Source organism: Myxococcus sp. CA023, from assembly GCF_010998615.1.
In the GTDB taxonomy this organism is placed as follows: Bacteria; Myxococcota; Myxococcia; order Myxococcales; family Myxococcaceae; genus Myxococcus.
Genome location: NZ_JAAEAH010000051.1, coordinates 48,202 through 71,772, shown reverse-complemented (window position 1 = coordinate 71,772; position 23,571 = coordinate 48,202). Strand labels below are relative to the sequence as shown.

General features: G+C 69.2%; 21 protein-coding genes. 11 read left to right on the top strand and 10 right to left on the bottom strand.

Translation table 11 applies throughout. The features are described 5' to 3' along the window. Nucleotides 1-53: 53 nt before the first annotated feature. Together F8M74_RS22440 and F8M74_RS22435 are read right to left on the bottom strand one after the other, a co-directional pair. On the bottom strand, nt 54-2,147 hold the full coding sequence (locus tag F8M74_RS22440; protein WP_228560551.1) for a hypothetical protein: 2,094 nt from the start codon (nt 2,145-2,147) through the stop codon (nt 54-56). A 112-nt stretch (nt 2,148-2,259) separates the two neighbouring features. Next, a complete protein-coding gene (locus F8M74_RS22435; RefSeq protein WP_090486295.1) occupies nt 2,260-2,451 on the bottom strand; it encodes a hypothetical protein in 192 nt (63 codons plus the stop codon). Nucleotides 2,452-2,583: 132 nt separating this feature from the next. Between F8M74_RS22435 and F8M74_RS22430 the strand changes: the two genes are divergently transcribed. Both F8M74_RS22430 and F8M74_RS22425 read left to right on the top strand, forming a co-directional pair. Continuing rightward, nucleotides 2,584-3,357, top strand: coding sequence for an alpha/beta hydrolase (locus F8M74_RS22430; RefSeq protein WP_140787019.1), 774 nt, complete (start codon nt 2,584-2,586; stop codon nt 3,355-3,357). A 10-nt stretch (nt 3,358-3,367) separates the two neighbouring features. Beyond that, nucleotides 3,368-3,940: a DUF2378 family protein gene (locus F8M74_RS22425; RefSeq protein ID WP_171410082.1), complete on the top strand. Its 573-nt coding sequence runs from the start codon at nt 3,368-3,370 to the stop codon at nt 3,938-3,940. 5 nt (nt 3,941-3,945) lie between these two features. Here the strand turns inward: F8M74_RS22425 and F8M74_RS22420 are convergent, their stop codons facing one another. From F8M74_RS22420 to htpX, 4 genes are all read right to left on the bottom strand, one after another. After that, nucleotides 3,946-5,109 (bottom strand): acetyl-CoA carboxylase biotin carboxylase subunit family protein, encoded by a 1,164-nt coding sequence (locus F8M74_RS22420; protein WP_171410083.1) that lies wholly within the window; start codon nt 5,107-5,109, stop codon nt 3,946-3,948. Between the two features lie 150 nt (nt 5,110-5,259). Continuing rightward, nucleotides 5,260-6,870 (bottom strand): LysM peptidoglycan-binding domain-containing protein, encoded by a 1,611-nt coding sequence (locus F8M74_RS22415; protein WP_228560549.1) that lies wholly within the window; start codon nt 6,868-6,870, stop codon nt 5,260-5,262. 184 nt (nt 6,871-7,054) lie between these two features. Continuing rightward, nucleotides 7,055-8,389, bottom strand: coding sequence for a porin (locus F8M74_RS22410; protein ID WP_171410084.1), 1,335 nt, complete (start codon nt 8,387-8,389; stop codon nt 7,055-7,057). A gap of 199 nt (nt 8,390-8,588) precedes the next feature. After that, a complete protein-coding gene (htpX, locus tag F8M74_RS22405; protein ID WP_141257266.1) occupies nt 8,589-9,506 on the bottom strand; it encodes a protease HtpX in 918 nt (305 codons plus the stop codon). Nucleotides 9,507-10,030: 524 nt separating this feature from the next. Between htpX and F8M74_RS22400 the strand changes: the two genes are divergently transcribed. Next, nucleotides 10,031-10,939: a peptidoglycan-binding protein gene (locus F8M74_RS22400; protein ID WP_141257267.1), complete on the top strand. Its 909-nt coding sequence runs from the start codon at nt 10,031-10,033 to the stop codon at nt 10,937-10,939. A gap of 157 nt (nt 10,940-11,096) precedes the next feature. Here the strand turns inward: F8M74_RS22400 and ettA are convergent, their stop codons facing one another. The 3 genes from ettA to F8M74_RS22385 form a co-directional block, all read right to left on the bottom strand. Next, entirely contained in the window at nt 11,097-12,776 is a 1,680-nt protein-coding gene (gene ettA / locus F8M74_RS22395) for an energy-dependent translational throttle protein EttA (protein WP_140787005.1), read from the bottom strand. Nucleotides 12,777-13,034: 258 nt separating this feature from the next. Further along, the gene (locus F8M74_RS22390) at nt 13,035-13,367 is read right to left on the bottom strand and encodes a DUF2834 domain-containing protein (protein WP_141257268.1); all 333 of its coding nucleotides are present in this window, start codon (nt 13,365-13,367) and stop codon (nt 13,035-13,037) included. Between the two features lie 43 nt (nt 13,368-13,410). After that, nucleotides 13,411-13,875, bottom strand: coding sequence for a cupin domain-containing protein (locus F8M74_RS22385; RefSeq protein WP_141257269.1), 465 nt, complete (start codon nt 13,873-13,875; stop codon nt 13,411-13,413). A gap of 103 nt (nt 13,876-13,978) precedes the next feature. On the opposite strand from F8M74_RS22385, the gene F8M74_RS22380 reads away from it, so the two are divergent. The 8 genes from F8M74_RS22380 (at nt 13,979) to F8M74_RS22345 (ending at nt 22,801) form a co-directional block, all read left to right on the top strand. Next, a complete protein-coding gene (locus F8M74_RS22380) occupies nt 13,979-15,406 on the top strand; it encodes a PLP-dependent aminotransferase family protein (RefSeq protein ID WP_141257270.1) in 1,428 nt (475 codons plus the stop codon). A gap of 88 nt (nt 15,407-15,494) precedes the next feature. Continuing rightward, nucleotides 15,495-16,325, top strand: a complete 831-nt coding sequence (locus tag F8M74_RS22375) for a metallophosphoesterase (RefSeq protein WP_141257271.1) — start codon at nt 15,495-15,497, stop codon at nt 16,323-16,325. Nucleotides 16,326-16,448: 123 nt separating this feature from the next. Further along, the gene (locus tag F8M74_RS22370) at nt 16,449-17,381 is read left to right on the top strand and encodes an ABC transporter ATP-binding protein (protein ID WP_141257272.1); all 933 of its coding nucleotides are present in this window, start codon (nt 16,449-16,451) and stop codon (nt 17,379-17,381) included. A gap of 24 nt (nt 17,382-17,405) precedes the next feature. Then, nucleotides 17,406-18,152 (top strand): ABC transporter permease, encoded by a 747-nt coding sequence (locus F8M74_RS22365; protein WP_171410085.1) that lies wholly within the window; start codon nt 17,406-17,408, stop codon nt 18,150-18,152. 124 nt (nt 18,153-18,276) lie between these two features. After that, nucleotides 18,277-19,944, top strand: coding sequence for a serine/threonine-protein kinase (locus tag F8M74_RS22360; RefSeq protein WP_141257274.1), 1,668 nt, complete (start codon nt 18,277-18,279; stop codon nt 19,942-19,944). Nucleotides 19,945-20,039: 95 nt separating this feature from the next. Beyond that, on the top strand, nt 20,040-21,254 hold the full coding sequence (locus F8M74_RS22355; protein ID WP_228560548.1) for a hypothetical protein: 1,215 nt from the start codon (nt 20,040-20,042) through the stop codon (nt 21,252-21,254). Between the two features lie 14 nt (nt 21,255-21,268). Then, nucleotides 21,269-22,243, top strand: a complete 975-nt coding sequence (locus tag F8M74_RS22350) for a HEAT repeat domain-containing protein (RefSeq protein ID WP_141257276.1) — start codon at nt 21,269-21,271, stop codon at nt 22,241-22,243. A gap of 27 nt (nt 22,244-22,270) precedes the next feature. Further along, the gene (locus F8M74_RS22345; RefSeq protein ID WP_141257277.1) at nt 22,271-22,801 is read left to right on the top strand and encodes a hypothetical protein; all 531 of its coding nucleotides are present in this window, start codon (nt 22,271-22,273) and stop codon (nt 22,799-22,801) included. An 85-nt stretch (nt 22,802-22,886) separates the two neighbouring features. Here the strand turns inward: F8M74_RS22345 and F8M74_RS22340 are convergent, their stop codons facing one another. Further along, the gene (locus F8M74_RS22340; protein ID WP_141257278.1) at nt 22,887-23,459 is read right to left on the bottom strand and encodes a glutathione S-transferase family protein; all 573 of its coding nucleotides are present in this window, start codon (nt 23,457-23,459) and stop codon (nt 22,887-22,889) included. Between the last annotated feature and the right edge of the window lie 112 nt (nt 23,460-23,571).

Below are 23,571 nucleotides of genomic sequence, written 5' to 3'. Positions count from 1 at the left end.
CCCCAAGTACCTGCCCCAGCCCTTCATTCCCTGCCCCCTCATGTTCAGCTCCGTCAAAAGCGCGTCTCCAACTCCAGGTGGAAGAGGTGGCGCGGCGGGTCGGGAGGCACACGCGCCACGCGCGCGTCCTTCAAGTCGAGCACCCACGCGTACCGGCCCCGGGCGGACACGACGCTCGACACCCTCCACGCGACATCCAGCGCGGTCCGCAGCTCCTGTTGGAGCCGGCTGCGCTCGGAGAGGTCCTGGTCCTTCCACACCAATCGCCCATGCAACTTCAGCGACGCGAGCGGCTGGGCACGGACATCCAGCACGGCCTGCGCGTCGTAGCGAAGTCCCTTCGTCTCGGGTGCCTGCACGCGCGCATGCCCGTACTGGAGCGAAACCGTCAGCCCCTTCGCGACGTCGGAGCGCACCCGGGCGGTGACGCCGTACCGCGCGCTGGCGCACAGGTCCGCCACCTCTTGCTCGGAGAGCGCGTCATCCGCGCACGCCCCCATCCCGCCCACGCCGTTGTCACGCAACTCCACCTGGAGCGAGGGCTGCAGCCAGGGCCGCACCCGAAGGTCCCCCCGCACCGAGGCACGCGCGTGCAGCGTGCCCGCGCTCCCAGACACCGCCCCATCCGCGGGCAGCGTCCAGGCCTCCACCTGCCCTCGCAGCCGCCATGCGCCTTCCTCACGGTGGAGGTAGCGCAGCCGGGCGCCCAGCTCGTTGCGAACGCGCAGGCCTTCCAGCGCATCCGGACCTGACGGCGCGCCGCTGTAGGGGTTGGCGAAACCGCGCCCGTAGTAGCGCAGCGACAACTCCAGCTCGCGCGACTCCCCTGACAGCACGGTGCGCTGCACCGCACCGAAGTCCCCGCCGCCACCCGGCGCGGCATCGAAGCTGCGCGTGCCTTCAAAGAAGACGTCCAGCGCGCCACGCCCCCACGCGGCGTCGAGCCCGAATGCGCCAAAGGCACCGCTCGCCGGGTAGCGGGCGTTGGGCTGGAAGTCGAGCTTCGCCCCCTCCTGGCCCCACATGGGCCGAGCCATCCAACCGGTGAGCCCCACATGGCTCCGCGACGACAGCGCCAGCGTCGCGTTGCCACCGCCCGCCAGCTCTCGGAACATCCCCGGCAGCGTCCGCGCCGTGAGCTTCTCCCACCGGCCCTCCGCCACGGACACCCAGACGTCAGGGGCCTTGCACACGCCACGGGCGGACGACGGACACAGCGAGCGGTCCAGTACCGCATGCCGTGCCAGCGCACGGGACTGATACGAGCCGAAGCCGGTGAGCGACAGCGCGGCCCACGTCCCCAGCGGGCCTCGCACCGTGCCAGCAACGCCCCGGAAGCCCTCGTCCCAGCGGAAGTCCGGGGTGACGTCCGACAGGCGTTCCTCGGGCTCGCAACCCGTACTGCCCACGAGACACGAGCGCTCCAATCCCGCCGGAGGGCGCACGTCATCGTCAGGAAGGAACCCGTCGGGAGACGGCAGCGCCGTGGTGTCCAGCGTGAGCCGCTGCCCGAAGCCCAGCCGGTACGTCCCCGCCAGCAGCGACGCGCGCGCCCCCGTCCACTGCACGTACAGCTTGGGCAGCGTGACGGACGTCCCGGGCGCCTCCACCACGAAGGCACGCCGCCGCGCGTCCCTACGCGGAGGCGCCAGCGTCCGCCGGGCCAGCGTCGTCAACAGTCCCACCCGAAGCCCCGCGAGCCCTCCAGCGCGGACCTGCAACGCCAGCGGTGGCGGCAGCCCATCCGACGCCGCGAAGGCCATCATCAACCGCGCGTCACCCGACAACCGCCCTGGCGTGCGTACGTCCAGGAACGGCGAGAGCCGCCGCGACGCCGCCTCCGTCAACGCGCCACCCGCGGCGCTGCCTTCTCCGCGCGACCGCAGCAGCACATCCACGTCCGAGTACGTCAGCCCCGGCAAGCCGTAGAGCGAGGCACGCGACGCCAGCCCCAGGTCCACGCCCGTCCGCCGCAAGGCCAGCAGCGCGGAGAGTGTCTCGGCGGAGATGGCGCCCTCTTCCACGAGCGCGAGTAGGTCCTGCGCGCCCACGGATTCGGGCTCCACTTCATACGGCGCGGCATGCACGGGCAGCGCGCCCGCCAGCCACCAACCCAAACACCATCCCACCCAGAGCACCCGACGCACGCACCGCGCCTTGTGCACATCCGGGACCACGATTCCCTACAGCAGCACCCTGCTCACGGGCCGTCCGGCACGCGGACGCGCCGTCCAACGGCGGGACACGCGTGTCGGGGGCTCAGGCCCGGCCCATGCGCGGGTCGACTTCCAGCAGGTCCCACGCCAGGAAGTACGCGGCCTCCGCGCGGCTCTCCGCGGCGACGTAGCGAAGGCGCGACTCCTCGCTGCCATCCAAGGCCTCGCGCGCCTCGCGCAGGTCGGCCTCAGTGGTGAGCAGCAGGACCGCCAGATGCGGGTGTTCCAGCTCCATGATGGAACTCCAGACTAAACAGCCTTCCGCGCAAATCCAAAGCGCCGCGCGGTCCGCCCGTCGCCTGTGCATCCCCGGGGCCAGCGCTTCCCGACCGGTCACCCCCTCCAGGTATGCTGACACCCGGTTCCCATGGGCCACGTCCACATCGTCCGAGACTTCCCCTCCCCCCAGGAGGGCTTCGCGCGCACCGTGCGCGTCTACACCCCCCACGCATACGATGCGATGCCGGGCCATCGGTTCCCCGTGCTGTACATGCACGACGGGCAGAACGTGTTCGCCCACCCCGAATCCGCCCTCTTCGAGACCTGGTGCGCCAACCTCGCGTTGGAGCACGGCGTGGGAGAAGGAAGCCTGGAGCCGTGGCTCATCGTCGCCGTGGATTCGGGCGTGGGGCGCGTGCACGACTATTCGCCGTGGAATGAACCGCGCAGCCCGATGCACGCGCGCGGCGAGGCCTACGGCCGCTTCCTGGTGGAGCACCTCAAGCCGCTGGTGGACCGCACCTACCGCACCCGGACGGAGCCGCAGTGGACGGGCGCCATGGGCTCGTCGCTGGGCGGCCTGATTTCGCTCTACCTCGGGTGCCGCTATCCGGAGGTGTTCGGCCGTATCGGCGCCCTGTCTCCCACCGTGACGTGGGGCGCCAACCAGCTCTTCGGCGCCTGGTCGGCGCACAGCCGCCGTTGGACGCGCATCTACCTGGACGCGGGCGCCCACGAGTACACGGACGCCAGCGGCGTGCCCGTCTACTACGGCGAATCCACGCGCGCCTTCTACGAGCACCTCAAGCACCTGGGCTACGCGGACCACGAACTGGCGCTGGTGTTGGATCCACACGGCGGGCACCACGAGCGGGACTGGCAGCGGCGCCTGCCATCCGCCATGCGCTGGCTGCTGGGGTGAGGTGCTTCGAATGAAGCACCGCGGGGCGGTTCCCCTGGAGCAGCGGCTCGTCTACGTCCAGGTGGTGGAGGGCCTGCTCGAGCACGGGCTGCGCGGCAGCATGTCGCCCCGCCTCAAGCACCGGTTGCGGCAGGCGGGCATCGACCTGGACCGGCCACTGCTGCCGGGCTACCCGGTGCTCCTGTGGGGAAAGTGCCTCGACGTCATCGTCGAGGAGACCCTTCCGGGCCTGCCCCGGGAGGAGGCCTTCCGCCAGCTCGCCGAGCGCCACGTGCAGGGCTACGGGCGCACCGTCGTGGGCCGCGCGGTGTACGGCGTGATGCGGCTGCTGGGCCCCCGCCGCATGGTGCAGCGCCTGCCGCAGACGCTGCGCGCCACCGACAACTACACGGAGGTGGAGCTCACCGAGCAGGGCCCCACCACCTACGCCATGCGGATGAACTCGCGGGTGGACGCGCCCGGCTACGCGGAGGCGCTCTTCGAATCCCTGCTGCGCCTGGGCGGCGCCGAGTCCCCTCGCGTGGCGCGCATCCACGAGGACGCGGACAGCACCACCTACCAGCTCACCTGGACGGAGCGCTGAGCGCGCTACGCCTTGTCCTGGATGAAGCGCACCGTGTCCCGCAGGGCGTCCATGTCCGCGTGGCGGGTGAGGTACATCTCCTCGCCCAGGAGGCTGTGGTAGATGCTCGGCAGCTCGCGGTGGAGGATGAGCGACGTGCCCAGCTTCTTCTCCACGTCCGCGTGCGGGTGCCGGTAGCGGCGGGACTTGCGGCGCGCGCTGTGACAGACGTGGTAGCGCGGCGTGAAGCGAAAGTCCGCCACCGGGTCGCCCGTCACCACCCGCGCCCAGAGCCGGTACACGTCGATGTCACACGTGTAGTTCATCATGTCCACCATGAAGCCGCCGGGCGGCCGCAGGTTGGCCTCCAGCACCATGAAGCGGCCATCCGGCAGACGGAAGAACTCCAGGTGGAACCAGCGCTCGCGCAGGCCGAAGGCGGCCACCACCTGCCGGCCCAGCACGTCCAGCGCGGGGGGAATCTCCTTGTGGCTCCAGAAGGAGATGTCGCGCTGCTCCATCACCGTCTCCATGCCTCCGTCGCTGTATTCGTGACTGAGGTTGAAGACGATGACGCCGTGCCGGTCCACGATGCCGTCGTAGGTGACGATGGTGCCGCGCACGAAGGGCTGCGCCACGTAGGTGGTGGGCAGCGGATGGGACAGGGCCGCGTCCACCTCCGCGTCGCTGGCCACCTTGAAGGTGTTGGCGGCGCCCACGCCCACGTCCGGCTTGAGCACCAGCGGGTAGCCCACGCGCGCGGCGAACGCCTTCACCTGCGCGGCGTCCCGGACGCGGATGAGGTCCGGGTGCGGCACGCCCGCTTCGTGGAACACCTCCGCCATGCCGGACTTGGAGCGCAGCCGGTGGATGTCCTCGGGCTGCAGGCCCGGCACGTTGAAGTCCCCACGCAAGCGCGCCTCCACCTCCAGCCAGGACTCGTTGAGCGAGTCGATGCGGTGGATGCGGCCGTGCCGCCACGTGAGGTAGCCCGCCGCGCGGGTGAGCGCATCCTCGTCCATGAGGCTCGGGACGAAGTAGTACTCGCGCAGGGACGCCTTCAACTCGGGACGGAGCGACTCGTAGGACGCGTCACCGATGCCCAGGACCGTGACGCCCCGCTCCCGCAGCGCGGAGATGAAGTGAAAGTAATGCGGAGGGAAGTGGGGGGAGATGAAGACGAAGTTCATGGCTCCTCGGGGCACAGGCGACCATATCGCGCCGCGCACCCGCGCCCAGTTCCTGGCTGAACGCCCGGAGGCGGGAAGTCACTCCTTCCCGCCCCGGGTGCGCCTGGAAACAGGGCATCCCAACTCCCTGCCCGTCACCCAGCGGAACGACTAGGCGTTCGGCCGGACCATCGACACCTCGAAGTGCCGCTGGACGACGTTGCCCGTGGTGGGACCCTCCCGGTAGAGGTTGCCCGTGTCCTGGTCCACGTAGAAGCGGTTGTTCGGGTTGGTGTCCGCGCCGCGCTGCGCGTGGTTCGTCGCCGGGTCGTGGAACGTGTAGTACGTGCGGCCCTGCTCGTCCGTGCCGCGGCCCGTAATCACCACGAAGTGGTCGGTGATGCCGTCCACGTTGTCCGAGTTCCGGCCCGAGCGGTGGTCCACGCCCACGACGACGGGCTTGCCCGCGTCGAGCTGGCCATCGATGTACTCACGGCCCCGGCGCGCCGCCGCGGCATTCACCGTGACGCCGCCGTTCGGGTCATCCCCCGTGGCCACCTGGATGCGGTTGTCCGGCCCCGTCACGGTGGCCCCGGCGCCCGCGGCCATCACCACCGCGGCGCGGAAGCAGGCCTTGTCACCGGCACGCTCCACCTTCGACGCGTTGTACTGGCTGACCCACGGCGTGGCCGTCTGCACCGCCGGGCGGTCCGCCGCAGGCGCGATCTCCGCCGTGTCGTTCAAGTCGGTGGGCGTCGCGCCCCCGGTGGTGTTGGAGGCCTGGAGGTTCTCCGGGCGCGGGCGCGGGATGGGGACCTCGGCGGGCAGAGCCGTGGTGCCCGCCGTGAGGTTCTCCGGGCGCGGGCGCGGGATGGGCGCGTTCTCGACCGCACCACCACCGTCGCGGTAGCCGCGCGCGTCCAGGGCCCGGACCAGCGCCGTCTCACGCCGCGTCTGGTCGGCGCGCAGGCGCTGCTCGTTGTGGTCGAAGCCGGAGGCGCTGATCTGCCCGTTGTCCGTGCGGAACGCATTCACGCGCGCGTCGACGAGCGCCTCGGGCGTCACGCCACGCGGGTCCTGCGCCAGCCTGGGCAGCTCGCGGTTGAGGAAGTTCTGCGCCGCGCGGGGCGACTGCGTGTGCAGGTCGTAGAAGGTGGAGGCCAGCAGCGCGTTGTTCGGGTCCAGGCCCGCGCGCTCGGCGGCGCGCTGGTACTGCGGCGTGACGCGGCCCAGCTCGCGGTTCCAGATTTCGTCCGCGTGCGACGGAGAGTTCGCGCCCCCCCCCTGGTAGGAGAACGAGCCACGGTTGTGCTTGGCATTGCCCGGGTCGGTGTGGCCCCCGTAGCTCGCCGTGAAGCCACCGTTCGGCGTGCGGTTGCCTTCCGAAGTGCCAACGACAATGGCGGACTCGGAGTTGGACCCGCCCTGGCGGAAAGCCGTCAGGTCGATGTTGCGATAGCCATTCTGGGTGCCAGACACCCCAGCGGTGCCCGCCGGCGTGACGCCCTGCGCCACGGTGCCCTGCGCGGTGCCAGGCTCAAAGCTGTCACGGTTCTGTGACGTCCCCGCCTGCCGGTTGGCCGGGCGCGGCATCGGACGAGGCGCATTGGCCTCGAAACCATCGTTGGCGCCCGGAATGACCAGGGTCTTCCCGGCGATGATGCGGTCCGGGTTCTGGAGGTTGTTCGCTCGCGCCAGCGCATCGACGGTCGTGTTGTTGCGCCGGGCGATGGCGCTGAGCGTATCTCCCTGGCGGATTCGATAGGAGTTGCTACCAGTCATCGGCGGCTCCATGGGGGCGAAGTAAGTCAGACGCCTCCATGATTTTCCGGATCATTGTCCGAAAGTTGCGCAAGCCGCGAAACAACAGTCTGGGTGTTCTAATCCAGTACCCATGAACAAACCCTGACGCACTGCGCTGGTCACAGGATTGTGACAGACCCCCGGCAGCAGCATCCAGAATTGCTCAATAATTGACTTGGAGCTGGACGCGCGTCACGTGCCCCTGCTGCTGGATATACGGATAGCGGGACGAGGTGCGGTCCGAGATGAGGTAGGTGCCCGTCAGCTCCAAGGCCTTGTTGATCTGCCACTCGGCGCCCATCTCCAGCTCCCGCACATCGTAGAGCGGCGCGTTCGTCTCGAACTTCTTGCCGCCGTCGTAGATGGTGCCCCGGATGTAGGGGATGAGGGACACGCCCAGCACGCCGTCCAGCTTGTACATGAGCTGCGCATAGCCGCCCCGGAGCCGGCGGCTGTCGATGAGCAGGCCCTCGACGGGCCCCTCGCCCAGCGAGGGACCGCGGCCCAGGTTGAACTCGGCCAGGAGGCCCAGCGGCTGCGGGTAGATGACCAGGCTGACGATGGCGCGCGCATCCACCATGTTGGAGCCCCGGGCGAGCGCGTAGGGCGCGCCGTCACGCGGCGAGGCAGTGAGGTCGAAGCGGCCGTAGTAGCCGCCCACGCCCGCTTCCACGTACTGCGAGCCGAACAGGAAGGGCCACGTGACACGAACGACACCATGCGGTGTGTCATTGCGCTCGGCGCGGTTGGCCGTCTGGCCGTTGAAGACGCCGAGGCCGACCACGCCGTAGTCGCCAGAGCCCTTCAGGTTGTTGTCGACGAGGAACTTGAAGCGCTTCCGGATTTCGTCGGGCGCCCAGTAGAAGAAGACGCCCAGGTCGCGCTCGTCCTTGAGCCCGCTGTTGATGGCGTCGTTGCGGTCCAGCGCGAGGCGGTTCTGGCTGGACTGGAGGTTCTCGAAGCCGTACGGCACCTTCGACTGGCCCACGCGCAGACGGAACTCCTTCTTCGCGTCCAGGAAGATGTCCGCGTACCAGTCCCGCATGATGGTGACGTTGTACTGGTCCCCGATGACCGACGCGAAGTCCGGCTGGAGGTAGATGGACACGCGGTCGTGGACGTCACCGAACAGCACGAGGCGCGCGCGCCGGATGCCAAAGCCGGTGTTCTTGCCGAGGAAGCGGTCGCCCTGGTCGTTGACCAGCTCGTCATTCACCCGGAAGCTGGGCAGCCGGTTGTAGCGGAACTGCGTGTAGCCCCGGATGCGGATGCGGTCGTACCAGGCCCGCTCCTCCTTCTTGGCCTGGGGCTTCGTCTCCGGCTCGGGCATCGCCGCCTCGGGAACCGGCGTCGGCGTGGGCTCTGACGCGGGAGGCGGCTCGGTGGCGGACGAGGGCGCGGCATCGTCCTGCTGCGCGTGGGCAAGGGGCGCCAGAAGCAGCGCGGAGCCGGACAACAGGACCTGGAGAGCAGCGCGGAACGAAGCAGTGGGGGTCATGACGGCGCGGAACTGCCAGCAGCGCGCGAAAGCGCGCACAGACTCGAGTTTGCAGTCCCGTTACAGGACGAAATGCACGACCGCAACGCGCGGGCCCTCGTTGTTGCCTCACCGTCACAGGCCCCGTCGCCGCGTCACAGAGCAGCCCGGCGCATGTCACCTGTTCGTGACATGCGCCGGGGTGACCACCGCGCTCGCGTCAGCGCTTCCAGCTACCGTCCATCAGGCGCTGGATGCGCAGCTCCAGCGGCGGGTGGCTGGAGAAGAGCGCCATCATCCCACCGCCCCGGATGCCGAACGCCTGCATGTTGGAAGGCAGCATGGCCGGCTCCCCCTGCTGCATGCGCAGCCGGTTCAGCGCCCGCGCCATGGCGCCCGGGTCCACCAGCTGCGCGCCGCCGTCATCCGCGCGGAACTCACGCCGGCGGCTGTACCAGGCCACGATCATGCTGGCGCCGATGCCAAACACGATTTGGAGCACGATGCTGGTGATGAAGTAGGCCGGCCCCGAGCCGCCGCTCTCCTCGCCATCCTCGGAGCGGCTGAGGAAGCGGTCCACGAAGAAGCCCACCACGCGGCTGAGGAAGATGACGAAGGTGTTGAGCACGCCCTGCAGCAGCGTGAGCGTCACCATGTCACCGTTGGCCACGTGGGCCACCTCGTGGCCGAGCACGGCCTCCACCTCGTCCCGCTTCATGCCATGGAGCAGGCCGGTGGACACCGCGACCAGGGCGCTGTTGCGCCTGGCGCCCGTGGCGAAGGCGTTCATGTCCGGGCTGTCGTAGATGGCCACGTCGGGCATGCCAATGCCCGCGTCGCGGGCCAGCCGGTGCACCGTCTCCACCAGCCAGCGCTCGTCCTCCGAGCGCGGCGACGTGATGACCTTCGCCCCCGTGCTCCACTTGGCCATGGGCTTGGAGATGAGCAGCGAGAAGATGGCGCCGCCGAAGCCCATCACCGCCGCCATGATGAGCAGGCCCGGCAGGTTCAGCCCCACGCCGCGGCGGGCGAGCAGGTTCTCCACCCCGATGAGCTGCCCGACGATCGCCAGCATCGCGACCACCGCGAGGTTGGTCAGGACGAAAAGTGTGATGCGCTTGGCGAAGCTTCCCTTCATGACTCTCTCTCTCCCTAGAAAAAACCTTGGGGACAACATTCAGCAGCGCGGGACGAATGCAAGCTTCGTCGGCCACTTCTTGTCCCGACCCGACTAGAACAGCCTTCCGACGGGGCACTTCCCAAGGTTGTTCCTTCAGGAACCTGAGGTTTTCTCTATGAAACGGCCTTTACGGGCGTTTCCCCAGGGCTTGATCGGCCGCCGGGTTGGGTGCCTGGGGCCTGCACGTGCGGCTCCACACCAGGGGTGCGTCCCGGGCGGCACACATGCGACTCCCCCCCCGCACGCGTCAGCCAATAACAAACCAGACGGCGAAGGTGGAATTTTCCACAACAACGAATGCCACGAATCCCGTCTGCCCACTGTCACCTTGGCGCAAATTTTCCGTCACGCCACGAAACACAGCTCAATCATGAGCGCGCGCTTGGATTGACACGCGTTTGTGACGGAATCCCAGGCAACTTTCTTTGAGCGGTTGGGAAAATGGTTCCAACTCCATTCTTCTTTTAAGGGAAGAGCCCCCCATGGTAGCCATTGCCCGCTCCTCTGCGGCTGCGTCCAGCAGCGCGTCTCGTTCTGCCTCGCCCACGCTGCGCAGCGGAGCGCGCGGCGCGGCCGTGACGCAACTCCAGAACAAGCTCAGGGCCGCGGGCTTCAACCCAGGCGCCGCGGATGGCGTGTTCGGTCCGAAGACGCAGTCAGCGGTGCAGGCCTTCCAGCGTGCTCGCGGGCTCCAGGTGGACGGCATCGTCGGTCCCAAGACGTGGAACGCGCTCAACTCAGCGGGCGGAGCGGGCGGCTCGGGTCCCACGCTGCGCAATGGCGCGCGGGGTGAGCCGGTGCGTGCGCTCCAGCAGCGGCTCAACGTGCTGGGCTTCAAGTCGGGCACGGCGGACGGCGTGTTCGGTCCGAAGACGCAGTCGGCGGTGAAGGCCTTCCAGCAGTCCCGCGGTCTGGTGGCGGACGGCATCGTCGGTCCCAAGACGTGGGACAAGCTGGGCATCAACGTGCAGGGCCCCGTCACCAACCCGGGCGGTGGCGGTGGCGGTCGGGTCGTCACGGGCTATGTGAACGGGCAGCCGCGGCAGATTTCGCTCTCGTCGGTCCCGAACGGCAAGGAGATGCGCTCGGACGCGGCGGCGGCGTACAACCGCATGTACGCGGCGGCGCGCGCGCAGGGCATCACCCTGAAGGTGAACAGCGGCTTCCGCAGCATGGCGGAGCAGGAAGCGCTGTACCGCGCGTACAAGAACGGCACTGGCAACCTGGCCGCGCCTCCGGGCTATTCCAACCACCAGGGCGGCATCGCGGTGGACGTCAACACGGGCGGCACGGGCACCTCGACGTACCGGTGGATGGCCAACAACGCGAAGAACTTCGGCTTCGTGCGCACCGTCCCGTCCGAGCCCTGGCACTGGGAGTACCGGCCCTGACTCAATGACGCTGCACTGTTCCTGCGCGAACCCGGACTGCCACGCCACCGAGGACGTGACGCCGTTCTTCACGGTGGAGTGCATCGACGCCTGCTGAGGTGAAGTGCCGTCGAGCCACCGCACCTTGCCGGTACGGTGGCTCCGGACTTCCAGCGGCTCAGCTCTTCGTAATCGGGCGGTAGCGGATGCGGTGCGGCTCCAGGGCCTCGGGGCCCAGGCGCTTCTTCTTGTCCGCCTCGTAGTCCTCGAAGTTGCCCTCGAAGAAGAACGCCTTGCTGTCGCCCTCGAACGCGAGGATGTGCGTGGCGATGCGGTCGAGGAACCAGCGGTCGTGGCTGATAACCACCGCGCAACCCGCGAAGCTCAGCAGCGCGTCCTCCAGGCTTCGCAGCGTCTCCACGTCCAGGTCGTTGGTGGGCTCGTCGAGGAGCAGCAGGTTGCCGCCGCTCTTGAGCATCTTCGCCAGGTGCGTGCGGTTGCGCTCACCGCCGGACAGGTCCTTCACCCGCTTCTGCTGGTCCTGCCCCTTGAAGGCGAAGCCCGCCAGGTACGCGCGGCTGGGCACCTGCCCCGCCTTGCCCAGGTCCAGGTGGTCCAGCCCGCCGCTCACCTCCTGGAACACCGTGTTGTCGCCGTCCAGCGCGTCGCGGCTCTGGTCCACGTAGGCCAGCTTCACCGTCTCGCCGATGCGCAGCTCGCCCGCGTCCGGCGACTCCACGCCCGTCATCATCCGGAACAGCGTCGTCTTGCCCGCGCCGTTGGGACCGATGACGCCCACGATGCCGCCCGGCGGCAGCTTGAAGCTCAGGTCGTCGATGAGCAGCCGGTCGCCGTAGGCCTTGCGCAGCCCCTTGGCTTCGATGACGAGCCCGCCCAGCGGAGGTCCAGGCGGAATGATGACCTCGCCCGTCGCGTCGCGCTTGTCCTGCGTCTGGTTGAGCAGCTCCTCGTAGGCCGCGATGCGCGCCTTGCTCTTGGCCTGACGGGCCTTCGGGGAGGCACGCACCCACTCCAGCTCGCGCTTGAGCGTCTTCTGGCGGTGGCTCTCCGACTTCTCCTCCAGCTCCAGGCGCTTCTGCTTCTGCTCCAGCCAGCTGGAGTAGTTGCCCTTCCAGGGCACACCTTCGCCGCGGTCCAGCTCCAGAATCCACTCAGCCGCGTTGTCCAGGAAGTACCGGTCGTGGGTGATGCAGACGATGGTGCCCTTGTACTCCTTGAGCGCCTGCTCCAGCCACGCGACGCTCTCCGCGTCCAGGTGGTTGGTGGGCTCGTCCAGGAGGAGCAGGTCCGGCTTCTCCAGCAGGATGCGGCACAGCGCCACGCGGCGCTTCTCACCACCGGACAGCTTCGTCACGTCCGCGTCGCCCGGCGGCAGGCGCAGCGCGTCCATGGCCATCTCGATGGTGCGGTCCAGCTCCCAGCCATTCACCGCGTCGATGGCGTCCTGCAGCCGGCCCTGCTCGGCCAGCAGCTTCTCCATCTCCGCGTCGCTCATGGGCTCGGCGAACTTCGCGCTGACCTCGTTGAAGCGGTCCAACGTGGCGCGAATCTCCTTCAGGCCCAGCTCCACGTTGCCCTTCACGTCGAGCGAGGCGTCGAGCTGTGGCTCCTGCGCCAGGTAGCCGACCTTGGCGCTGGGGTCCGGCTTGGCGACACCGAAGAACTCCGTGTCCACGCCCGCCATGATGCGCAGCAGCGTCGACTTACCGGAGCCGTTGGGGCCAATGACGCCAATCTTCGCGCCGGGGAAGAACGAGAGGTAGATGCCCTTGAGGATCTCCTTGCCGTTCTTGACCTTGCGCAGGTCCTGCATCGTGAAGATGAAATTCTGGGCCATCTGGGGCTTCCTGCTTGAGGCGGAGTGAGGGGCTCTGCGGATACCAGGGTGCAACAGCGCACTCAAGGCGAGAGCGTCCCCCAACCCCGTGGGGCTCGAACGACCGGCCCCGGCAGGTGGGGGCGGCCCGGAACAAGCCGTCGCCCCTTGGCCCGCCCCCGCAGGCGTGGAAAAGCGAACGGTGCAGCCAGGAGCCCCCTGGGCCTACTCCGTCGTGGCCGCCTGCTCCGGCTGCTCCATGACGGCGTCCATCTTCTTTCAATCCCGCTTGAACGCGCCGGCATCGAGCGCGAAGTACAGGAACAGCGGCAGGCCCGCCGAAACGCCGGCCAACAAGGTGAGGCCGGTGACGAAGAGGGCTTGGTTCCGCTGGATGAATTGGCCGGAGTACGCGGCCACCAGCAGCACGACCGCGGACACCACGACGTCCAGCCATGCGAACGCGCTGATGCGATTGGCCGCGGCCTGCGCGACGAGCAGTGGCACATCCAGCCCGTGCTCCACGACGAAGGGCACGAAGGCGGCGTAGGGGATGGCCACTCCCGCCACGGTCAGGGCCAGGAGCACGAGCTTGAGGTGCCGAGTCTTCACCGCGTCAGCATAACAAGCGTGCCTTCACGCGATGACGCCGGGCTCACTCGAGGGTGGCCAGGAACGGCGCGCGGTTCGCTTCGCACCAGCGGCGATAGGTCTGGAGACGCTCCTCTGACGTGACGCGCTTGGAGACCTGGCCATCCTCCGTCAGGTACTCGATGGCCCCGCGCACGGTGATCAGCAGGACTACCGGCGCGTCGCCCGTCACCCGCCAGCTATCGACATTGCCGGGCGGCTCGTAGACGTAGCCACCGGGACCAATCACCTCCCCCGTGTCGAGCAGCTCGCGAGTCCCGGAGAGGTTGAAGCCGTGCGCCTCGCTGGTGTGACGGTGCCGGGGAATGACGGTGCCGGGCTCCAAGCGGAAGAGGTACATCCAGCCGGAGCCATCCTGGAAGAAGCGCAGCGGCTTGAAGGAGAGGCCCGCGGGCCCCATGGGAATCCAGGGCATGCGCTCGGGGTCGACCGGGCGCGAGGACGCAAAGGACAAGGACGTGGGGTTCATGACGGCTCCTGTGAGGAAACGCCGTCACCTTGCGCCCTCACTGGCCCGCCCACCGGGCCAGAATTGACGAATCTCACTGGGCCAAACTAGAGGGGCTCCTGGCATGGACCTTCACGTCGACCTCCAGGACCGCAGAGACGTCGCGGGGCAGATCTACCGAGGGCTGCGCGCGCGGATTCTCGACGGGCGGCTGCGGGACGGTGAGCAGGTTCCTCCATCGCGTGAGCTGGCCCAGCGGCTGGGCGTCTCGCGCAACACGGTGGGCGTCGCCTACGAATGGCTGGCCGCCGAGGGCCTGCTCGTGGGCCGAGGCCGCGCGGGCAGCTTCGTCCAGAACGCGCCCCGGGAACAAGGTGCGCGCGCGGCGGCGACGCGCGGTGTGAAGCTGCGTCCGCGCGCCGTCTGGAGCGAGCTGCACGTCCCTCCACCCGCCGAGCCGCCAGCGCCGTATGACTTCCGCGTCGGCAACCCCGACGCCGCGTTGTTCCCGTTCGAAACCTGGCATCGGCTGCTCGCGCGGCACCTGCGCGCCGCCGCGATGACGGCAGCCTACGCGGACCCGGCCGGCCACCCCGAGCTGCGCGAGGCCGTGGCACGCCACGTGGGCGTCTCCCGAGGCGTTCGTGCCGAAGCGTCGGACGTGCTCATCACGCATGGAGCGCAGCAGGCGCTGGACCTCGCGGGCCGGGTGCTGCTGGAGCCCGGAGACCGCGTCGCCGTGGAGGAACCCGGCTACCCGCCCGCACGGCTCCTGTTCCAGTCACTCGGAGCCCGCGTGGTGCCGGTGCCAGTCGACGAGGAGGGGCTCGACGTGCAGGCGCTGCCGGACGACACGCGCCTCGTCTACGTCACGCCGTCCCACCAGTTCCCGCTGGGCATCGTGATGTCGCCCACGCGCCGCAGGGCCCTGCTCGACTGGGCCCGGCGGCGCGACGCGGTGGTCATCGAGGACGACTACGACAGCGAGTTCCGCTTCGGCGGCCGGCCCTTGGAGACGCTGCACAACCTGGACCGTTCGGGCCGCGTCCTCTACGTGGGCTCGTTCTCCAAGGTGCTGCTCCCCGCGCTGCGATTGGGATTCCTCGTCGCGCCGCCCTCGCTCCAACGAGAGCTCCGGCTGGCGAAGCAGGTGACGGACTGGCACAGCCAGCTTCCCGCGCAGGCGGCGCTCGCGCGCTTCATCGACACGGGAGCACTGGCCCGGCACCTGCGAAAGACGCGGCGCGAGTACGAGCAACGGCACACGCGGCTGTCGGAGAAGCTCCGCCACCACTTTGGAGACGCCTTTGAGCAACTGCCCTCCGTCGCCGGACTGCATCTGTGCGTCACCTTCACGCGGGGCGGCGCTCGGTTGGAGCGGGAGCTCACGCGGCGAGCCCGTGACGCGGGCATCGGCATCGAAGCGCTCTCCGGCTACTTCGCCGGGGCGCCCACCCGCCATGGCTGGGTGCTGGGCTACGGCGGCGTGACGGTGGACCGCATCGACGAGGGCCTCAGGCGCCTGCGCGCGCGGCTCGCCGGAGCCCTCTGAGGCCACCGCACGCGTCCCTCCCGTCAGCCCCGAAGCATCGCCTCCGTCCTCGCCCGCGACTGGAACCTGAACCGGAACGGAAACCGCCATGTCCTCCTCCCAGACGTTCTTCTTCGCCGTGGTGGGCGACGTCCATGGACACATGAACCGGATGGTGAGTCACCTCACCGCCTGGGAGGAACGCAACCGGAGGCCGCTCGACTTCGTGCTCCAGGTGGGCGACTTCGAGCCCCACCGTCACGACGCCGACCTGGCCACCATGGCCGCACCCACGAAGTACAGGCACCTGGGGGACTTCGCGGCCTACCACCAGCGACGGCGCCGGTTCCCCTGGCCTGTCTACTTCATCGGCGGCAACCACGAGCCCTACGGCCACCTCGACCTGCACCCAGAGGGATTCGCGCTGGCGCCGCACTGCCACTACCTGGGCCGGAGCGGCGTGGTGGAGTTGAACGGCCTCCGCGTGGCGGGCCTGTCCGGCATCTACCGTGAAGCCACCTTCTGCAAGTCCCGCCCGCCGCAGGCCTCGATGGGCGACGTGTCCAACAAGGACTTCACCTTCTTCAACGAACAGGACGTCGAGCGAGTCCTGGCGCTCGGGCGCGCGGACGTGCTCCTGCTGCATGACTGGCCCTCCGGCATCATCCCGCCCGAGGAGGCCGCCGACTTCCAGGGACAGCGCCGCGGCACAAGCCACGACCTCGTCGGCAACGCGTACGCGCGATTGCTGGTGGACGCGCTCCAACCCCGGCTGGTCCTCTGTGGACACCTGCACCGGCGCTACGCAGGCACCGTCCAGCACCCCGGCGGCCAGCGTTCGCTCGTGCGGTGCCTCGCCAGCGTGGAGCAGGGCGTGGATGCATTCGCGGTCTTCCAATGCCGCGAGGGCACGCTCCAGGAAATCGCCATGCGGGAGTGACACCGGGTGGACAACGCGACGCGCCACCCTGCCCGACTTGCGATGGCGAGTCGCCGGGGACGGACACCACGCCCGCACACAAGCCGAGCGCCGCGCGACCGGAGGTGTTACAGGAAGGGCCCCATGTCCGTCCCCGCCCTCGAACTCCAGGGACTCTCCAAGCGTTACGGAGAGTTCACGGCACTTCACACCGTGGACCTCGCCATCCGTCCCGGTGAAATCTTCGCCCTGCTGGGCCCCAACGGCGCGGGCAAGACGACGATGATTGGCAGCGTCTGCGGCCTGGTGAAGAAGTCCTCCGGCAGCATCCGCGTCTTCGGCAAGGACCTGGACCAGGACCCGGTGGGTCCGCGCTACGACATCGGGCTGGTGCCGCAGGAAATCAACTTCGACCCCTTCTTCACCGTGGCCGAATCGCTGCGCATCCAGCTGGGCTTCTACGGCCGCCCCACGGATGAAGCGCGCATCGACGAGGTGCTCACCGCCCTCAACCTGCACGCGAAGAAGGACGCGTACACGCGCGCGCTGTCCGGCGGCATGAAGCGCCGGCTGCTCATCGCCAAGGCGCTGGTGCACAAGCCCCGCCTCGTCTTCCTCGACGAACCCACCGCCGGCGTGGACGTGGAGCTGCGCCGTGACTTGTGGACCTACGTGCGCAAGCTCGCTTCAGAGGGCACCACCATCGTCCTCACCACGCACTACCTGGAAGAGGCCGAGGAGCTGGCCGACCGCGTGGGCATCATCAATGAAGGCCGCCTCCTCATGGTGGAGGACAAGGCCACCCTGCTGCGCCGCTTCGGCGAGCGCCGCGTCATCATCACCTTCGAGCAGCCGCAGCCGGGCCTGTCCGAGGCCGGCAAGCGCTTCGCCGCCCGCCTCAGCGAGGACGGCCGCACCCTCACCTACGTGGAGCGCGACGGCTGCGCCCCGTCCGGCGAGCTGCTCCGCGCCCTCTACGCCGAAGGGCAGCTCATCTCCGACGTGGAGACGCGCCGCTCTCGCATGGAGGACGTGCTCATCGAAATCCTCCGTGGCCGCCCACAGCAGGCCGCCTGAGCCCTCATCATGAACGTCCTTGGGATGAAGACCCTTCTGGCGAAGGAGGTCCGGCGCTTCATGCGCGTGCCGGGGCAAACCGTCCTGTCGCCCCTCATCAGCACCACGCTGTATTTCATCGTCTTCGGCGTCTCCATGTCGAACCGCGTCCAGACGGTGGAGGGCCTGCCGTACCTGCACTTCATCGTGCCGGGGCTCGTCTTCCTCGGCATCGCCAACAACGCCTTCCTCAACAGCTCCTCCTCGCTGTTCATCACCAAGATTCAGGGCACCGTGGTGGACCTGCTGGTGGCGCCGCTGGGGCCCGGTGAGTTGATGGCGGGCTTCATCGGCGGCGCCATGGTGCGCGGGCTCGTGGTGGGTCTGCTCACCTGGGCCGTGGCCACCTTCTTCACCGGCTTCAGCCTGGAGCACGCGGGAGTGGCCGCGTACTTCCTCATCCTGTCGTCCTACGTCTTCAGTGTGCTGGGCATGCTCGCGGCGGTGTGGGCGGAGAAGTTCGAGCAGATCAACTTCTTCCCCACCTTCGTCATGCTGCCCCTCACCTTCCTGGGCGGCGTCTTCTATTCCGTGCGCGAGCTGCCCGCGCCCTGGAACACCGTCAGCCTCTTCAACCCCATGGTCTACATGGTGGAAGGGCTGCGCTACGGCATGCTCGGCCGCAGCCTCTATTCGCCCCTGGGCGCCGGGAGCATCCTCTTCGCCGTCGCCGTGGGGGCCACCGCGCTCACCTACGCGGTCCTGCGCTCCGGCTACAAGATGAAAGCCTGACTCACCCCGGAAAGCCGGGCAGGCCATTCACGCCTGCCTGCCTGCTCGTTCCCAACCCTGTGGGGTAATTCGCGACTGAGCAATTCCCACGAGCTAAGAAAGAGCGATATCCTGGTGGGCACACATGGCTGTGCCATTCGGTAAGTACGAGCTGCTACGCAAGATTGCCTCTGGGGGAATGGGTCAGGTGTTTCTGGCCCGCGAACATGGGACGGGGTTCGAGCGACTTGTCGTCCTCAAGCTCATCCTTCCCCACCTCGCGGAGGATGATGAGTTCCTCTCCATGTTCCTGGACGAGGCGGGGCTCGTAGCGCGCCTGACGCACCCGAACCTCATCACCATCCTCGACCTGACAGAGATTGAGGGCCGCCACTGCCTGGCGATGGAGTACGTGCAGGGCGACGACGTGCGCCGCCTGGACAAGACGTCCCGCGCGCAGGGCAAGGCGCTGCCGGTGGGACTCATCCTCCGCATCATCGCGGACGCGGCCGCCGGGCTCGACTACGCGCACCAGGCGCGTGACGCCCAGGGCAAGCCGCTGCGACTGGTGCACCGCGACGTGTCGCCGCAGAACATCCTGGTCGGCTTCGACGGCGGGGTGAAGGTCATCGACTTCGGCGTGGCGAAGGCGGCCACCAGCAGCCAGAACACGGCCACCGGCGTCCTCAAGGGCAAGTACCCGTACATGTCCCCGGAGCAGGCCAGCGGGCTCTCCATCGACGCGCGCAGTGACTTGTTCGCGCTGGGCGTCGTCATGTGGGAGCTGCTCACCGGCAAGCGCCTCTTCAAGGGCGAGTCGGACATGATGACGCTGCGGCTGGTGAAGGACTGCCAGGTGCCGCGGCCGTCGCAGCTCAACCCGCGCCTGCCGCCGGGCCTGGATGAAGTGGTGCTCAAGGCCCTGGCGCCCTCGCCGGACCAGCGCTACCCGGACTGCGGCGCCTTCCGGCTGGCGCTGGAGGACTACGCGCTCAACCTGCGGCTGCCCTCCAGCAGTGCGCACCTGGCCGCCTTCCTGCGGGAGCTCTACGCGGACCGCATCGCCCATGAGACGGACCCGGCGAAGCTGGACCAGCTCGCGGAGGACGCGGACCTGGACTCGCGCTCCAACTCGTCGCTCAGCGGCGTGCCGGGGCTGATGGGCCCCGCGGGGCGTTCCTCCGCGTCGCGGGCCATGCGCGGCTCCCCCCATGGCGCCGTCCCCGGGACGCGCTCGCGGCAGACCGCCGCCGCGCCGCAGCCGAAAGAGAAGACGCGAGGCACCGCGCCCCTGGCCCGCCCCCCTCCGGAGCCGGCCCGGCGCATTCCCTGGCTCCCAGTGGCCACGGCGGGGCTGGGCCTGCTCATCGCGGGCGCGGGCATCGTCTTCTTCCGCTCGCCCGCGGACGCCACCCCGGTCCGTCCGCCGGTGGAAGTGGCCGTGCCGCACCAGCCGGAAATCGCGCCTGAAGTGCAGCCGCCTCCACGCATGGACCGCGAGCCGGTGCGCCACGTGAAGCTGCCCGTCATCACCGAGCCCCCTGGAGCCCGGGTGAGCGTCAACGGCGAGGAGCGTGGCGAGACACCGCTGCGCCTGGAGCTGGAGGCCGGGGCCGCCCCGGTGTCGGTGACACTGGCCCTCAACGGCTACGAGCCCGTGACACGGCAGGTGTCCGCCACGGACGAGGAGCTGCGCCTGGAGCTGCGGCGCGCCGGAGGCGGCAAGTCCGTCCCGGGCACGCCGGCCGCCGGGGCGAAGCGGCCCTCCAATTCCGGCCAGGGCGGCGGCCTGGGCATCAAGACGGGCCGCTGAGCCTCGCGCGGGAAAATCCGCGCGAAATGATTTTCTGAGACGGCGCGCGCGCTGGGCCCTCAGGGGGATTGGACCCCCTCACAGGCCCAGGCGCCATGACTCCAGAATCCCTCCACCGTTCCTCCGCTCCCGCTCCGGGCCGTCGCGTGCCCAAGGCGCTGGCGTGGCTCGCGGGCGCGGCCTTGCTCGTGGGAGGCGTGGCGCTGCTGTCGTCGCGTGGCGGCGATGGCGCGTCGTCCGATGCCGAAGCCGGCGGCACCGCCGCGGCGTCCCGCGAAGCCGCATCCGGCGGGCGAGACCACGGCGGGCGCGCGGGCGCGGGTGGGACGCACGACGAAGAGCCGCCGCCCCCTCGCTTCGACGATGCCGTGTGCTGGCGCGAGTTGGAGCGCTTCGACGCGGCGGTGACGCTGGAGAACTTCCGCGCGTGGGCCGCGCCGCTGCTCGCGTCGGGGGATTCGCTGGTCGCGGACTACCTGGCAGGGCGCCTGACGGAGCTGATTGGCCAGGACCCGGGCCGAGCGAGCGAGGTGCTGTCCTGGGCGCGCACCGCGGGGCCCGACGAGTTCGACGTCCTCCTGACGGCGCTGCGTGGCTCGGAGGCGGTGCACCACGCCCAGGTGGCCACCCAACTGCTGGCGCAGGGCATGGACGCCACGCTCGACGGCGGACGGCGCGCGGGCCTCCTGTCCGCGCTGGACACACAGAAGCGCTTCGAGCCCGCGGCGCTGGACACCCTGACGTCCTTCGCGAAGGACCCCGTCTCCGGCGAGGCGGGCTGGGCCGCCACGCGCACCATCGCCCGCGTCATGAAGCGCGACTTCGAGGCGAAGGGCAACGCCGCGCCCTACATGGACGCGCTGCTCACCATCGGCACCGAGTCCCCCGACGAGCAGATTCGCTACCTGGCGCTGTCCACGCCCATGCACGCCACGCCCGTGCTGGATGAGCGCACCCGCGCGCAGTACGCGAAGGTGCTCACGCAGGAGGGCAGCCCGGACGGACGCGAGGCCGCCGCGCACAACCTCTCCATCTCCGGAGACAACCAGCAGGTGCTGGAGCTGTTCGCCCAGGCCTTCGCCCGGGAGAAGGAGACGTGCGTGCGGTGGGCCCTCTTCCGCTTCGCCGCGCGCGCATCCGGCCGCGAGGCCCTGCCCGTCATGGCCAACATGGCGATGGCCGACCCGCGCTTCCAGCCCATCTACCAGATTTTCGAACAGCTCTACGCGAGCGGGCTCCACGACTTCGTCCGGCTCTGGAACAGCCTGCCCGACCAGGACCCCTTCGGCTGTCTCGTCGGTCACGACTGAGCACGGGAGCTTCCATGAAACGCCTCTGCCTTCTGCTCACGCTGCCCCTCTTCCCCCTGCTGTCCACCAACGCGCACGCGGCCTCCGCCGACGCGCGGCCCGCGCTCCGGGCCAGCACCTGCTCCGTGCGCGGGCTGATGGATGACATCCGCCGCGGACTGGGCTCCGGCTCACCGTCCTACCAGCGCTACCTGCGCACCCTGCTGCGCGAGGCCGCCGTCACGCTGCCGGACGCGGAGCTGCGCGACGCCTTCGCGCGGGAGACAGAGCCCGTCATGGCCGAACACCTGGCGGCGGCGCTGGTGGCCCGCGCGGAACGTGAAGCAGACACCCAGTCCATGGACGTGGTGGCACAGCGCGCGTTGCACGACGCGGACCCGGCCGTGCGCGCCGCCACGCTGCGGGCCATGCGGCGCACCGGCGCGCTGGAGCGCACCGGTGATTTGTACGAGCGCATGGTGCGGGACGAGTCGCCCCAGGTGCGGCAGGAGGCGGCGACCAACCTCATCGAGGACAACGCACACGTGTACGCCGGCCAGTACGGCCCGGCGGCGGACACGGCGGTGACGGCCGCGGTGGCCTCCACGGACCCGGCGGTGACGGCGCGCATCCTGGACAACCTCTCCACGGAGAAAATCAGCGCCGAGTCCGCGGACCGCATCACGTCCCTGCTGCGCAGCGATGACGCGAGCGTGCGCAAGGCCGCCGTCAACGCGCTGGGCGGCGTCCCGGCGGAGCAGATGCAGGGCGCCCGCGAGTCCCTGCTCGCCATGTACCGCGAGGAGACGGACGACGGCGTGCGCAAGGCGCTGCTCCAGAGCGTCGCGCAGCTCGGCTTCGAGGGCGCGATTCCCGACCTCCAACGCCTGCGCGCCATGGACCCGCGCCTGGCGCAGGAGGCCGACGCGTGGATTCAGGTTCTCGGCATGGGCCTTCAGGAGTGGAGCCTGCTCCTGAGGGAGAAGCAGCGGTTGCAGCAGGCTCCGTGACAGGCAGTCCATTGAAAGGAACACCTCATGCGTAGCAGCACCTGGAAGAACTCCCTGGCCGCGCTGGCCGCGCTGGCGCTCATCCCCGCGTCCGTGACGGCACACACCGTCAAGGGCACCCACACCGGCTCGGTGACGGCCCTGACCAACTACAGCAGCGGCACGTTCCACGGCGCGGTGGACATCGGCGCGGGCGGCCGTTGCAACTACTGGGGCGCGGAGACGGGCGTGGTGGGCTCCGTCTACTGGGCGGTGACCATCCGCACCACCGGCGTCGTCTGCAACGGCAGCGGCAGCGGAAACCAGAACGAGGCGCGCCACGCCTGGGCGAGCGGCTGGACGTTCCGTCAGTGGCACTTCATCAAGACGGCGGACTCCCGCAACCGCACGTGTGACCGCTGCCAGGTGGGCAACATCGGCGGCACCGGCAACTCCACCGGTCCCCACGCGCACCTCCAGCAGGACAAGCTGGGGACGAAGGACACGTCCTGGTACAAGGGCTACGTCAGCGTGGGCACCGCCGTCACGCGCGCGAAGACCATCGGCGTTCTGGACTGACGCACGGGCCCACCTGGGCCGCCAGGAGGCCCGGACACGTCCCCCATCGGAAGGTCCGGGCCTTCGACCTCGCGCGAGGCGCCGCTCAGCCCAGCTTCATGCCCTTCGGGCGGGCCAGCAGCCGTTCGATGTAGGCCTCCAGCGCGGGACGCCCCGTCTGGCTGCCGAAGATGCGCATCCAGATGAACATCGAACCCACCATCACGTCCGCCGCGGTGAAGCGCTCACCGAACAGGTAGGGACCCTGTCCCAGTTCGCCCTCGACGACGTTCAGCACCGTCTCGAAGTCCGTCCAGCCCCGCGCGGGCCCCGTCGGCAGCTTCATCAGGTGGTCACCCATGGCGGGCTCCAACTGCGACGTGGAGTACACCATCAACGACAGGAAGCGCCCCCGGTCCTTGTCACCCGGCTTCGGCGCGAGCTGCGCGTCCGGGAATTTCTCCGCCAGATAAAGACAGATGGCCGCGCTCTCGAACAGCCGCGTGTCTCCGTCCACCAAGGCTGGCAACTTCCCAGCGGGGTTGATTTTCAAGAACTCAGGCGACTTGTTCTCCTTCTTCTCGAAGTCGATGGGGACGATTTCATACTGCGCGCCGCACTCATCCAGCATCCACTTGGCAATGACCGCGCGGCTTCTGGGGTTGAAATAGAGTTTCATCGTCGGACCTGACCTTTCGGATGGAGGACAGCGCTGTCTCCTACCAGAACGCCGGCACCGGGCACGACAGAGGCGCCTCAATGAGGCGTGCGTCTGTCATTGGCGAAGGACC